Source organism: Vibrio sp. Sgm 5 (assembly GCF_026241575.1).
GTDB lineage: Bacteria > Pseudomonadota > Gammaproteobacteria > Enterobacterales > Vibrionaceae > Vibrio > Vibrio jasicida.
The window spans coordinates 84,632-98,344 of the sequence record NZ_JAPHPY010000012.1; the positions used below are offsets into that span (position 1 = coordinate 84,632).

Below are 13,713 nucleotides of genomic sequence, written 5' to 3' on the forward strand. Positions count from 1 at the left end.
CAATTATTTTCATTAGTGGCGATGTTCCGGTGGGATTGGCAAATCGTAATCTTGGATCTTAGGTCGCTGACCGCCACGTTTACGATATTGCTTAAGCTGGAACACAAATGCGAGAACTTGTGCAACGGCAGTAAACAGTCCGTCGGGTATTTCTTGTTCTAATTCAGTGGTGTGATAAAGCGCACGCGCCAGTGGTGGAGCGGGTACAATGGTAATGTCATGTTCGCGCGCCACTTCTCGGATTTTCATCGCCATGTGGTCAGTACCTTTGGCGATCACCACAGGCGCACGGTCCGTTTTCTGCTTATAGCGCAGTGCTACCGAAAAGTGCTCAGGGTTGGTAATGATAACGTCCGCTTGCGGGACATCCGCCATCATTCGACGCTGTGCGGCTTCCCTTTGCAACATGCGAATACGCCCTTTTACTTCTGGCTTGCCTTCGGTCTCTTTGTATTCGTCTTTAATCTCTTGCTTGGTCATCTTAAGTTGATCGGCATGCTGCCAGATCTGAAAGGGAATATCGATCGCGACCACAATTAACAACGAACAACTGATAAGCAAAATGAAGTTGAGTAGGATATCCAAAGCATGGAAAATGTTTTGCGGATACACATCCATACTGAGTTGAATCAAGTCCGCTTGTGAGGCTTGAATGAGGTATATTGCCATCCCCGTAACAAGTGCGACTTTCAGGATGGACTTGATAAGCTCCACCCAACTCTGCATACCAACCATACGTTTTAAACCGCTAAGCGGGTTCATTTTGGACAGTTTTGGCATTGCCGCTTCAGCAGAAAAACTGATGCCCCCGACCCCTGCGGCTCCAATCATGGCAGCAACAAACAAGGTGATGAGAATCAAAAACAGTGGAAACAGCAAATCTGTCATCGCGCCAAACGCAATATCAAACAACTTTGCAGTATCAAAGATCTCTTCTCGCTTGAGATCAAATAAACGGCTCATGATAGAAAACAGTGAGCGTGCTAAAGCATCACCAAACCACATTAAGGCGATCGCGCCCACAATCAGCACAGAGGCGGATGCGAGCTCTTTAGATCGAGCAACTTGCCCCTTCTCTCTGGCTTGTTGTAACCGTCGGGGGGTGGCTTCTTCGGTGCGTTCTTGACCGTCTGACTCTGCCAATCCAGCCTCCTAGCAATTCAAGCGAATGAGGTTACAAATCTGCTCCTCACCCACAGCCCAGAACAATTCATAATGGCTATATAAACCCGCCAGAATGTACCAACAAAGCAGCAAGCCCACCATCAAAGCGAATGCAAAACCGAGTGAGAAAATATTCAACTGCGGTGCAGCACGCGTCATTACACCAAATGATAAGTTGATGGTAAGCAATGCGATGATGCCAGATAAAGACATACTCAATGCCGTTTTAAACATGATGCCTAGCCAACTCGCCATCTCATAGAAGTCGACACTTCCTAATGAGCCAGAACCAATTGGTAAGGTTTTAAAACTGAACACCACCAGCTGCAGCATTTTTAAGTGCCCATCGGTGGCAAGGAAGAACATAGTTGCCAAAAACATAAAGAGCTGACCAAGCAGTGGCGTGTTCTGTCCATTCGCAGGGTCAACCATGGAGGCAAAACCCAAGCTCGATTGCATACCGAGGATCTGACCAAGCAGAACAAAGGTTTGGATCATAAATTGAGTCACCATGCCCATGGCAACGCCAATAATGATTTGCTCAGCGATGGTCATGAAACCACGGAAAGAGAGCAATTCAATGTCTTGTGGCACAGCGGGAATAGCAGGCGCAACCGCGAAGGTGATCGCTAAGCCAAGGTATAAGCGAATTCGAGGTGAGACGAAGCGTGCCCCAGTTACCGTCATCACCATCAACATGGCAGAGATACGGGTATAGGGCCAGAAGTAGTTTGCGATCCAGTCGAGGACGATATGAGTTGGATACTCCATACGCGCCTCTAGTAAAGCACCTGTGGTAAGCGTTCTATCAGGCCGTAGAAGTATTCCATCAGCATTTGCGTCATCCAGTGGCCGAACAACATCAGAGCCAACAAAGTGACAATCAAACGCGGCAAGAAACTCAGCGTCTGTTCATTGATGGAGGTTGCCGCTTGGAAAATCGCCACGACTAGACCAATCAGCAAGCTGGGGATAATGATGGCACACACCATGATCAGCACCATCCAAAGTGCCTCACGGAAAAGCTCGACAAACATTTCTGGAGTCATGTCTTACCCTCTTCTCTCCGTGGCCAATCTAAAGGGCAAAACTGCCGGCAAGTGTCGACAATATCAAGTTCCACCCATCCACCAGTACAAACAGCATCAGCTTAAATGGCAGCGATACGATCATTGGCGATAGCATCATCATACCCATTGCCATCAAAACAGAAGCAACAACCAGGTCGATGATCAAAAACGGTAAGAACAGCATAAAGCCGATCTGGAATGCCGTCTTAAGTTCAGAGGTAATGAAAGCTGGGATCAAGACCGCCATCGAGACATCTTCTGGGTTGGTCACTTCTTCACCTGACATAGTCACGAAGGTTTCCAAATCTTTGATGCGAGTTTGTTTGAGCATAAAAGCTTTCATCGGCGCCTGTGCAGCGTCGAAGGCTTCACGAGCCGTCACTTGCTCATTCAAATAGGGTTGAACCGCTTGATCGTTAATCTCATTCAAAACAGGCGACATGATAAAGAAAGTCAGGAAGAGCGCGATACCGATGATGACTTGGTTAGAAGGCGTTTGTTGTAGACCCATGGCTTGTCGCAGAATCGACATCACCACCACAATACGGGTAAACGACGTCATCAAAATCACCATCGCTGGCAAGAAGCCAAGCATGGTCATTAAGGCAAGAATCTGTAACGTCACTGAATAGTCTTCACTGCCGTCGGCGTTGGTCGTCATGGTAAAGGCAGGAATACCGCCACCATTACCCACCGACATACTGCGGCTTGAGCCTGACTCACCCTCCATTGCCTTAACCGTCACACTGTCGCCCTGCGCTAAATTGGCAGGCAATGATGATTCCTCTGCTTGTGCAAAAGAAAGCGAAGAAAACAGCACGCCAATGAGCAACATAAAGGTGCTCAGCATCAGGCGGATTGAATTATCCTTTGTCATGTTTTTTTATCAGTTGGCTAAATTGACTAGCAAATGCGCTGGTCGCCAACGCTTCCTCTTTCAATGGCGTTTCAAGCTTGGCCAAGGTTTGGATAGATTGGCTTGTAATGCCAACCAAGAACTGTTCTTCACCAACCTGAACAACCGCAATGCGCTCTTTGGTACCGACTGGTAACTGACTGACAATACGCAGCCCTTTCTGTTGCCCCATCGCTGGAACTTGCATGCGTTTTAGCAACCAAGCCAGTAATAAAATCACACCAATCACAAGCACTAAAGAACCTAACGTGGTTGCTAAATCTAGACTCGTTGGCGCGGCTGCAAATGCATAAGGAGCACTCAGCATTAAGCCGAGTGCTCCTGTAATTTGCTTCAATCGCGTTTTGATTGAACTGCTCATATTAGCGCAGCTTTTTAATGCGTTCAGTTTGGCTGATCACGTCGGTCAGACGAATACCAAACTTGTCATTGACGACAACGACTTCACCATGAGCAATCAAAGTACCGTTAACCAATACATCTAATGACTCACCAGCTAGACGGTCAAGTTCCACAACCGAACCTTGGTTCAATTGCAGCAGGTTACGGATACTGATTTGCGAGCGACCCACTTCCATCGAGATGGTCACTGGGATATCCATGATGGTGTCGAGTTTACGACGCTCATCTTCCGTAATTGGAGCAGAAGTATCTTTTAACTCTTCCAGTGGCGCTGCCAGTATCTCATCAACATCGATTGAAGGTGCTGACGGGTCTTCACCAAGAGCGGCTGCCCATTCGTCTGCTAGCTTTTGATCGTCACTTGGTTCCATTTTTCTGTCCTGTGTTAAGCCTTGCTTACGCCTTTTTGAGTCTCGCCATCAATGACATTGAGAGAGACATTTTGGCGGCTTGTTTTAGCAAGGATTTTTAATCGTTTGTATCGTCGTCATTCTCAAGTTCAGACATGATGTCTTTACCCAAGAAGGCTAAATCAGTTTTGACTACGTGTGGACGCTCGATTTCTTCAGAAACTTGCACGGCAAGCTTGTCGTCAGAACGTCCCATTTTCACACGGTAAGTCGGCAAATCTTCGATGAACATAGTCGCGTGTTCTGGCATTTCAATCGGGATAACATCACCCGGCTGCAGTTCCATCAAATCGCGAAGAGAGATGTCTTTCTCTAACAAGTTCACACGGAAGTTAACTGGGCAATCCATAATTTCTTCGCGCAAAGCAGAGCTCCAACGAACGTCAGTTTCCATCTTGTCGGATTGCACACCTGCATCAAGCAGTTCGCGGATTGGTTCAACCATGGAGTAAGGCATCACTACGTGGAAGTCACCGCCACCGCCATCAACTTCGATGTGGAATGAACTCACGACAATCACTTCGGTCGGACTCACGATGTTTGCCATACTTGGGTTCACTTCGGAATCGAGGTATTCAAATTCCACCCCCATCACTGGCGACCACGCTTCTTTGTAATCTTCGAAAACAATTTTCAGCAGAAGCTGAATGATGCGACGTTCGGTTGGCGTGAATTCTCGGCCTTCGATTTTGGCGTGGAAACGACCATCACCACCGAAGAAGTTTTCAACCAAGATAAACACCAAACGTGCTTCCATGGTGATCAAGGCTGTGCCTTTGAGTGGACGAAAACGCACCATATTCAAACTGGTCGGAACGTACAGCGTATTTTGGTATTCACCAAATTTCATCATCTGTACGCCGTTAATCGACACCTCAGCGGTTTTACGCAACATGTTAAACAGGCTGATTCGCATGTGTCGTGCAAAGCGCTCATTGATAAGTTCGAGCGTCGGCATCCGACCACGGACAATCCTGTCTTGAGACGAGAAATCGAAACTGACGGCACTTTCGTCGCCGGCATCTATGGGTTCATCGACGTCATCAACATCGTCAACCCCATGCAGGAGCGCATCAATCTCGTCTTGGCTTAATAGATCGGTCACGTTTTACCTATTGAATTACAAAATCTGTAAACAGTACTTTCTCAATCACTGGCTTACCAACTGCCGCGTTCAATGCCGCTTTGATGTCGTCTGAAGCGCGATCTCGCAGTTCCACACGACCCGTAGGTGAACGAAGCTGCTCTACGGTTGCCGATGCGAAAGTCGACAACAAAGAGCTTTCAATTAGTGGGGAATGGTAACGAGCTAATTGCTCATTTTCACTACCGCGCACCATCAGCTGTGCTTTGATTTGTACCAGTCTGTCGCGACGGTCACCCGTCACGTTAAAAATAAACGGTTGTGCAATGTTAACGTAAGCAATGGGCTCTGCAGCGGTCGTGGCTTGCGCTTGCTGAGTTTGAGCGGCTTGCGCAGGCTCGTCAGAACCCATTAAAAAGAAGGCTGCTGCACCACCACCGATAAGCAACACCACTACCGCAATGATGATGACCAGTAGTTTGCCTTTTCCTTTCGGTGCATCAACACCTTGTAGCTGTTCTTCTGCCATTACTGTCTCTTATTGTTCTGCTTTTTCTAGGCCGTTATTTTATGCGTAAAAACTAATTCCATCACGCTTTGAGGCCACATTCAAATCAAGATTCACGTCGGCATCAAAGTTTTCATCTGACTGGCCAGAAAATCCACGACCTTGTCCGCTTTGACCATTTTGATCCGCATTCGCATAGCCACCTTGCTGCTGACCACTGCTTTGTTGTTGCACTGAAGAATCCGCCAGTTGCATGCCTTGCTGCGCCAACATTTCTCTTAGACGAGGCAGTGTTTGTTCAATCAAGTCGCGTGCTTGTGGGTTTGCTACCGTAAAATGAACGTTGGCAAGATCGTTGTTCATTGTCATGCGGATCTGCATACGACCAAGTTCTGGTGGGTCAAGACGGATATCGAGGTTCTTTAAGTTCTTCGACATCATCATTTGCACTTTCTCAGCGACTTGATCATTCGCCAGCTCTTTGGTTAGTTGCAACGGCAACTGAGCTTGCTGAGCGGCATCCACTCTTGTTTGTTGCTGACCTGTCATACCTTGTTGACCTGTTGCCGCTTGAATTTGTCCCGCTAAACTAGGTTGTGGTTCCGGTTTATCTTGCTTATTCGCAGCACCTTTTAATGCGCCAGCAGCAAGGCCAGCATTCATGACCTTCTTACTCAATTCAGCACTCGATGCTGCTTGATTCACAGGATTAATCGTTGAAGCCGCTAGTGCCTCTGGCATCACAGACATTGCAGCTTTATCGACATTTAGCGTAGCTGCAGTTTGAGCGTTCACTTGTGCGGTCGTATGCTTTAGTTCCTGTGCGGCAAGTTGATGCGCTTGCTGAGCGGTCACCGTTGAAGCAACCGTTCTAGAATTGTGTTGAGCTGCTTGATGTTCTGCCATTGCGACTTTTACATCACTCGGTAAGGCAACAAACTGAGCCAACTCTTGCTCTGGAATATCCGCAATAAGTTCGCCCGTTTTTAGCCCTTCAATGATATCGTTCTCTTGCTTAGAAAGCGGCTTTCCTTGCGCTAACTTTGTATCGATGACGTGTAGTTCATCGATAGAGATACGTTTTACGTCAACCGTTTCAGTGTCGGCTGACAAGGTCTTTTGAAACGCCTCAGATCCAATAATCGGCTGCTCACCTTGTGTGACAACTTGGCCGTTAACCGCGGCTTGCGTCGTCGCGTTTACGGTTGCTTCTGCATGCATGGCTTGAGTGTTCGGCGAATTCCAATCAATTTGTGCTTCTGTCTTAGGGTGTGGGCCAATTGGTTTACCGTCGGCATCCAAAGTCACCGTTTCACCTCGTTTCGACACGGTAATCTCACCTTGCGGTAACGTACTTGACGCTGCTAGTTCGATCTTTTGCTCTGGTGATAACGGCTTACCATCCACTGTCATCATTGACTTTGCTGCAAATGCTGCCTCTGGTGGCAATGCTTTGCCGCTATCAACTAAAGACTCATTAGTTTTTAGCGCTTGGTTTGCTTGCTCAATTCGACCAAGCAACTGTTGACCTTCTCCCATCGCACTCTTTACGTTATCACTTTGTACTTGAGTATCGGATATGTTCTTTTGAGTCTCACTCGCCACCACGGACGTATGCCCTGCGTGGCCAGAATCAAATTTTGTATTAACAGGGACTTCACTGCCGCTCTGTGAAACCGATGAATTTACCCCAACAGTGTCAACATCAGAGTCTGCAGGCGTCGCTTTACTACCTTGATCGCTTGTTGCCTTTGTCTCGCCTTGAATCAGCAACGCATCGGTCGATTCGGTTGACGTGGTCTTCTCACCTTCTGTTGTGACTTTTTCTTGGCTCTCACCTTCGGAGCCTGTCGAGGCCACTTTCAGGCTTTCGCTTTCAATTTCTGTTGATGCTTCTGGCGTGTCAGACTTCGCGACGGCTTTTTCTGCTTTTTGTGAATCCGTAAATACCCCAGCTAAGGTTTCAAAAAAACCTTTGCTTTCAGGGTTTTCTGCATCAATTTTTGAAGACGCATCGGAAACCGATGACTTACTGGTTGCAGAAACATTCGACAAATTCACATTCATATAGACACTCTCGTTATCGTCAGCGTGAATCATTCAGCTGCCGGATTGCCTTGCATGGCAAAATTAGGTGATTGGAGAACCCGTTTGGCAAATAGAATTGCAAAAATCACGCCAACGCATAACGTGAGTTTTCTGACGCTCATCAGGCCAGATTGAATGATGGAATCAAGATCAACCTTAGAAGAAACGGCTTAGTGCGATGAATTTGACTCAAACGCTTTCAAGGCGTAAACAGTAACCTTGCTCAACCGACGAGGACCGACTGTGAAAGTAACAGAATTACGCCAATACAAAATCAAAACAGGCAAAACAGAACAATGGTTAGCGTGGATGAAAAACGAGTTGTTACCCTACCAACGTTCAAAAGGCATGCGCGTATTGAACACTTACGTTCACACTGGCGAAGATGGGCACGATTATTTTGTGTGGTTACGAGAATTTGATAGCGAAGCCGATCGTCAGAGACTTTATGCGGACACTTACAATGATTGGTGGATTAGCAACATTCGTCCAAAAGTGTTTGAGTTGATCGAGCAAGACTCGGTTAAAGTCACTTTGCTTGAATCCGTCGACATGTAGCCAACAAAAACAATACTACATAGCGACAGGAGACGCTTAAAAACGTTGCGGTTTTCGGCTATACAGTAAAGTAGAGAACTCATCCATTTGCTTTTGCTCTCGCTTAGCTTCCGCAATTTGCTTTTCTTTCTCACGCTTATCAATCATCCACTCATAAGACATTCGCTCTTTACGCATGTTTAACCAATAGTCTTGGCAGTTGACGACTTGCTCTTTGAAGTGGTTTTCCGCTTGCTTTTGCTTGGATAGAGTCTCATCAAGTTGGGTTAAGAATCGGTTTAAGTGACCATATTGACTGGCCGTCAGACCTGCCATACCGCGATCGACTAATTGTTGGCAGTAATCTAAACGGTACTTTTCAATCTGTTCGACTTGGCGGTAGTAATCTTCAAGCTCTGAGCGTGCTTTGTTCAGTGCCAACACCGCTTGGTCTTCACGCTCTTTCGCTTGATCAAGTAGGAATTCCATCGCGTTATTCATGCGCTATTACCCACCTAAAATGCTTTTCAGCATATTGACACACATATCGTATGGTACGGATTCTTTCATACGTTGTTGTAGGTATTCGTCCAATCTTGGCTTGAGGGTAAACGCACCATCGATCGCTGGATCAGTACCCGGCTTGTACGCACCAATCGACACCAAGTCTTGGTTTTTACGGCAAATGGAGAGCACTTGGCGCACAGCTTTCGACATCAATACGTGTTCTTCGGTGGTGATTTGCGGCATAACGCGGCTCACCGATTTCTCAACGTCAATCGCTGGGTAGTGGCCCGCATCGGCCATTTCTCGGGATAACACGATGTGGCCATCGAGGATCGCACGTGACGCATCGGCAATCGGATCTTGTAGATCATCACCCTCGGTTAAAACAGTAAAGAAAGCGGTAATCGAACCTTGGTCATCACTGCCATTACCCGCACGTTCTACCAACGCCGGTAGTTTCGCAAACACCGAAGGCGGATAACCTTTGGTTGCAGGAGGCTCACCGACTGACAGTGCAATTTCGCGCTGTGCTTGAGCAAAACGAGTCAGTGAATCCATCAATAGAAGAACATCTAACCCTTGGTCACGGAAGTATTCGGCAATCGTCAGGGCAGTTTGACAGCCTTTCAAACGCATTAAAGGTGAAGCATCGGCAGGAGCAGCCACCACAACAGAGCGACGGCGTCCGTCTTCACCCAGAATCTCTTCAATGAATTCTTTTACTTCACGTCCACGCTCACCAATCAGACCAACGACAACAACTTGCGCCGTCGTGCCTCGTGTCATCATACCTAGAGTAACGGACTTACCCACACCAGAACCGGCAAACAGACCAATACGCTGGCCTTTACCTACCGTCAATAAACCGTTGATAGCTTTCAGGCCGACGTCGAGTGGTTCGGATATCGGTTTACGTGCCAATGGGTTAATAGGTTCGGCATTGAACGAAGCCCGTTGTTCGGTGTAAAGCGGACCAAGACCGTCCAGTGGGTTACCCACACCGTCGATCACGCGACCTAGTAGTTCCATACCAACAGGCAGACCGGCCTCGCTGGTCAAAGGTGTCACTTTCGCCCCTGGTAAGATGCCTGTGATTTGCTCACTCGGCATTAAGAAAAGATTGTCTCCAGAAAAGCCCACTACTTCCGCTTCCATATGACCGGACATGGTTTCGACCAAACACAAACTGCCAATTGGCGCACGGCAACCCGTCGCTTCCAAAGTTAAGCCAACAACACGCACAAGCTTGCCGGAAGCAACAGGGCGTGTGGTTAAACCTTCAACTTTGTAGTTTTTTAAGCGGTCGGCCAAGGCTTGCATGGATTACTCGCTCCCTTGATGGCGATTTGCACCACAAAAGCTGTTCAACACGCTTTTTACGCGTTCTTCCATGCGGTAGTTAATGCTCGATTCACCCGCTGCAATTTGTACATCGCCACGGTTTAGCGCCGGTTCAGAGACCAACGTCCAGTTACGGCAATCGAGCTCTTCTTCACCATATGCAGAACGGATGATCGCGACGTCATCGGGGTTCAAATGCAAGGTGATTGGATGACCAGAAATAGGCAACGCTTCGACAGACTGCTTCACCGTATCGAGAATAATTTGAGGATTGGTTTGCACTTCCACGTGTACGACTTCTTTGACTAGGCACAACACCATGTCTATCAGCTGCTTTTCAACCTGAGCGTTCATGAGCTCCAAAGGCTGAGCGAACTGGTTTGCCAAGTTCATGAAGGTTTCGACTTGCTGCTGAATGTACTCTTGTCCTGCCGTCACGCCTTCAACTTTGCCGAGCTCCAGACCTTCTGCATGTCCTGCTTGAATGCCTTCTTCTTTGCCTTTGTCGTAGCCTTGTTTAAAGCCTGCTTCTTGACCTTGATACAGACCTTCTTGATAAGCGCCCTGCTTGATCAATTCAATCTGTTCTTCTGTCAGCTCAAGCGCTTGCTCTTCTTCTGGTTCGTCAAAGTTTGGCACCCAACCTGGATCGTAGTTGAACGCAGTTTGCTTGGCTTGCTTTGCTTTCGGCTCACCATAATCAGGCAACCCCCAGCGCTGCGGTTCGATCATCGCATCGTCTTCATCAGGACGGATAAATCCACGTTTTCTATCGCCAGCCATGCTTAACCTACAATCTGTCTATGTTGAAATTGATATTAAAAATAAAGTGCTTTGAAAAATGCGCGACTAAGGAAGTGCATTCCTCCCACTTAAGCAGGAGGAATAAGAAAGGATTATAAGAACTCGTCTGCGCCGCCAGACAGCATGATTTCGCCAGCGTCAGCCATACGACGAGCAATCGCCAAGATTTCTTTCTGCGCCGCTTCTACGTCTGCTACGCGAACCGGAGGCATTGCTTCGATATCGTCGCGCATCATCTCAGCTGCACGCTTAGACATGTTCTTGAAGACTTTCTCACGTAGAGAGTCGTCGGCACCTTTAAGTGCACGTTGCAGAACGTCCTGTGGAACGTCACGCAGCAATTTCTGAATACCTTGGTCGTCCACTTCCACCAAGTTCTCGAATACGAACATAAGGTCTTGGATTTGTGTCGCCATGTCTTCGTCTTGGTCGCGAATTTGTTCCATCAAGATACCTTCGACGTTGTTGTCTAGGTAGTTCATGATTTCTGCCGCTGCCTTCAGGCCGCCAATCTTCGCGGCTTGTGCACCCGCTTGGCCTGCGAACTGTTTCTCCATGATTTCGTTCAGCTCTGCCAGTGCAGACGGTTGAACTTCTTCTAGGTTGGCAATACGCATCATCAGGTCCAAGCGCACACGCTCTGGGAACTGAGATAAGATTTCTGCGGACTGGTCTGCTTCCAAGTAAGACAAAACTATCGTTTGGATCTGCGGGTGTTCGTTGACAATAATGCTTGCCACTTGGCGAGGGTCCATCCATTTTAATGAATCCAGACCTTTCGAGCCGGTACCCAATAGGATTTGATCAACCAAGTTATTCGCTTTGTCTTCACCCAGTGCAGCAACCAGAGCATTACGCATAAAGTCTTCGCTGCCCATACCAATGTTGGTGTATTTCTGGATGTCTTCCAAAAACGCTCGATGAACCGCTGAGACTTTGTCTTGGCTAAGGTCCTTTGCCTTTGCCATTGCACTGCCCACACGCTGAACCTGCTTGGGTTCTAGGTGACGAATAATGCCAGCGGCGTCACTCTCATTCAGGCTGAGCAATAAGATGGCTGCTTTTTCTTCACCAGTAATGGTGGACGCATCAAATTCTACCGGCAATCCGCCATTTTCATCTTGAGGAACGATATCGTTAGCCATTGTCATTCATCCAATTTTTCACAACTTGAGCGGCAAGTTCAGGCTCGTTTGCAACCAGAGCGCGAACCGCTTTCAATACATCTTCATCTTTGTGAAGGTTAGGCAAATCAATGCTTGAACCAAACTCAAACAGTTCACCGCTTTCGATGTCGCTACCAATCAGGCTGGTTTCGCCATCCGCACCAATTGGCAAGCCATCTGGTCCGTACATTTCGTCTTCGTCGTCGCTCGCTGGGTTGAGCAGTTTCTTCAATGCTGGGCGAACCAACACCAAGACCACAACGATGATCACCAATGCACTTGCGAACCAACGAACCCAATCATTGAAGTTCGGATGTTCCCAAATCGGTGGATCGACCATCTGCTCAAGTTCTGGCTCGGCAAACTTCACACTCAAGACATTGAGTAAGTCACCACGATTTTGGTCAAAACCAACCGTACCGATCAGCACTTGACGAATCGCATTAATTTCAGATTCTGACATTGGAGTGTAAGTGACTTCACCCGTGTCTGGATTCACGCTGCGACGGTCTTTGATAGCTACAGAAACGGTTTGGCGTGCCAATGTACCAGTCTGTTTACGTTCGTGACTGATGGTGGTATCGAGTTCAAAGTTGCGCGTTGATTCTTTACGCACCGAGCCTTGGCCGGTAATTGAGCCATCTTTCATCTGCGCGACGTCTTGTGGGATAGACGCGTCCGCGGGCGGTTGATTGCTCAAAGCGCCAGGAATGCCTGCCACCATGTTACCGTTGTTATAATCTTCGAGTGCGTATTCGCTTCGTGTCGCTGGTGTATTTGGGTCGAAACGTTTGCGAGTCTGCTCTACCGCACTGAAATCCATTTGGATGTCTACTTGCGCGGTGTAGTTACCAAAACCTAGGATTGGCAGCAGGACGGAATCAATTTTTTCTCGTAGCGCTTGTTCTTGACTGCGTTCAAGTTCTTGCTCTTTACGACGAGCCGCAGAGGCAGGATCTTGTGAGCCTGAGCTCAATAGACGACCGTGTTGATCGGTCACCGTAATACGTGACGTCTTCATGCCAGGAACAGCACTCGCCACCATGTCTACGATGGAGTCAACTTCTTGTTGCTTAAGGCTTGTGCCAGTAGAGAGTGTCAAAAATACCGAAGCAGACGCTTCTTGGTTGTGACGTACGAACACACTGTGTTTTGGCAAAGCAAGAAGCACACGTGCTTTACGCACTTGCTTCATCTCTTCAATCGCTTGCGCAAGTTGGCGCTCGCGGCTGAGCTTCAAACGTTCTTGCTCCAAACGTTGTGATACACCAAAGCCCATGTCTTGCAGCAGAATATCATCACCCGCCTCAGTCGCTTGGTTCACACCTGAACGCACCATGCCGAGTTTGATCGAGTTGTAATCACTCGACTCAACCGAGATGGTGTTGCCATCAAGCTTGTAGTTGATTTTTTGCTGATCAAGATAATCCAGCACTGGGATCAATTCTTCGGTTTCATACGCACCTAGAGGGCGCATTTCCGGCTCTTTCACCCAGAAGAACAGCATCACGATTAACGCAACACAGATAGAGATAGACAGCACAAGCACAACCTGTCGAAGTAAATCGAGGTCACCTACTGCCATATCGAATTTTGACGCACTACGCTCTTCAAGATCTGGGTTTTGGCTATCCACATCCAAATCTGAGCCAGCGATCAGTGCACCATCTGCGCCGCCATCGGTGACGGTTAAATCTGTAGACTTGTCTGCCACAC

At 47.8% G+C, this 13,713-nt stretch carries 15 protein-coding genes; 1 reads left to right on the forward strand and 14 read right to left on the reverse strand.

The genetic code is table 11. The features are described from left to right. Positions 1-12: 12 nt before the first annotated feature. From flhB to OQJ86_RS09280, 9 genes are all read right to left on the reverse strand, one after another. On the reverse strand, positions 13-1,143 hold the full coding sequence (flhB, locus tag OQJ86_RS09240) for a flagellar biosynthesis protein FlhB (protein ID WP_038872074.1): 1,131 nt from the start codon (positions 1,141-1,143) through the stop codon (positions 13-15). Between the two features lie 9 nt (positions 1,144-1,152). Further along, positions 1,153-1,935: a flagellar biosynthetic protein FliR gene (gene fliR / locus OQJ86_RS09245; RefSeq protein ID WP_038872076.1), complete on the reverse strand. Its 783-nt coding sequence runs from the start codon at positions 1,933-1,935 to the stop codon at positions 1,153-1,155. An 8-nt stretch (positions 1,936-1,943) separates the two neighbouring features. Beyond that, positions 1,944-2,213 (reverse strand): flagellar biosynthesis protein FliQ, encoded by a 270-nt coding sequence (gene fliQ / locus OQJ86_RS09250; protein ID WP_005380488.1) that lies wholly within the window; start codon positions 2,211-2,213, stop codon positions 1,944-1,946. Positions 2,214-2,241: 28 nt separating this feature from the next. Further along, positions 2,242-3,111 carry a flagellar type III secretion system pore protein FliP gene (gene fliP / locus OQJ86_RS09255; RefSeq protein ID WP_038872079.1) on the reverse strand — a complete coding sequence of 290 codons (870 nt, stop codon included), beginning with the start codon at positions 3,109-3,111 and terminating at the stop codon, positions 2,242-2,244. Beyond that, the gene (fliO, locus tag OQJ86_RS09260) at positions 3,098-3,511 is read right to left on the reverse strand and encodes a flagellar biosynthetic protein FliO (RefSeq protein ID WP_038872081.1); all 414 of its coding nucleotides are present in this window, start codon (positions 3,509-3,511) and stop codon (positions 3,098-3,100) included. The genes fliP and fliO overlap by 14 nt, the downstream gene beginning before the upstream one ends. 1 nt (position 3,512) lies before the next feature. Further along, the gene (gene fliN / locus OQJ86_RS09265) at positions 3,513-3,923 is read right to left on the reverse strand and encodes a flagellar motor switch protein FliN (protein WP_005438697.1); all 411 of its coding nucleotides are present in this window, start codon (positions 3,921-3,923) and stop codon (positions 3,513-3,515) included. 97 nt (positions 3,924-4,020) lie between these two features. Next, a complete protein-coding gene (gene fliM, locus OQJ86_RS09270; RefSeq protein WP_038872083.1) occupies positions 4,021-5,067 on the reverse strand; it encodes a flagellar motor switch protein FliM in 1,047 nt (348 codons plus the stop codon). Positions 5,068-5,074: 7 nt separating this feature from the next. Then, entirely contained in the window at positions 5,075-5,575 is a 501-nt protein-coding gene (gene fliL / locus OQJ86_RS09275) for a flagellar basal body-associated protein FliL (protein WP_038872085.1), read from the reverse strand. A gap of 39 nt (positions 5,576-5,614) precedes the next feature. After that, positions 5,615-7,621, reverse strand: coding sequence for a flagellar hook-length control protein FliK (locus tag OQJ86_RS09280; protein ID WP_265987565.1), 2,007 nt, complete (start codon positions 7,619-7,621; stop codon positions 5,615-5,617). 264 nt (positions 7,622-7,885) lie between these two features. Between OQJ86_RS09280 and OQJ86_RS09285 the strand changes: the two genes are divergently transcribed. Continuing rightward, positions 7,886-8,200 carry an NIPSNAP family protein gene (locus OQJ86_RS09285; protein ID WP_265987549.1) on the forward strand — a complete coding sequence of 105 codons (315 nt, stop codon included), beginning with the start codon at positions 7,886-7,888 and terminating at the stop codon, positions 8,198-8,200. A gap of 36 nt (positions 8,201-8,236) precedes the next feature. On the opposite strand, the gene fliJ is transcribed toward OQJ86_RS09285, so the two are convergent. From fliJ to fliF, 5 genes are all read right to left on the reverse strand, one after another. Beyond that, positions 8,237-8,680 (reverse strand): flagellar export protein FliJ, encoded by a 444-nt coding sequence (gene fliJ / locus OQJ86_RS09290; protein WP_039974184.1) that lies wholly within the window; start codon positions 8,678-8,680, stop codon positions 8,237-8,239. Positions 8,681-8,686: 6 nt separating this feature from the next. Next, a complete protein-coding gene (fliI, locus tag OQJ86_RS09295; protein WP_038872090.1) occupies positions 8,687-10,006 on the reverse strand; it encodes a flagellar protein export ATPase FliI in 1,320 nt (439 codons plus the stop codon). Positions 10,007-10,009: 3 nt separating this feature from the next. Then, positions 10,010-10,810, reverse strand: a complete 801-nt coding sequence (fliH, locus tag OQJ86_RS09300; RefSeq protein WP_038872093.1) for a flagellar assembly protein FliH — start codon at positions 10,808-10,810, stop codon at positions 10,010-10,012. Positions 10,811-10,923: 113 nt separating this feature from the next. Further along, positions 10,924-11,976: a flagellar motor switch protein FliG gene (gene fliG, locus OQJ86_RS09305; protein ID WP_038872096.1), complete on the reverse strand. Its 1,053-nt coding sequence runs from the start codon at positions 11,974-11,976 to the stop codon at positions 10,924-10,926. Continuing rightward, positions 11,969-13,711 carry a flagellar basal-body MS-ring/collar protein FliF gene (gene fliF, locus OQJ86_RS09310; protein WP_095760607.1) on the reverse strand — a complete coding sequence of 581 codons (1,743 nt, stop codon included), beginning with the start codon at positions 13,709-13,711 and terminating at the stop codon, positions 11,969-11,971. Before fliF ends, fliG begins: the two co-directional genes overlap by 8 nt. Positions 13,712-13,713: the final 2 nt, after the last annotated feature.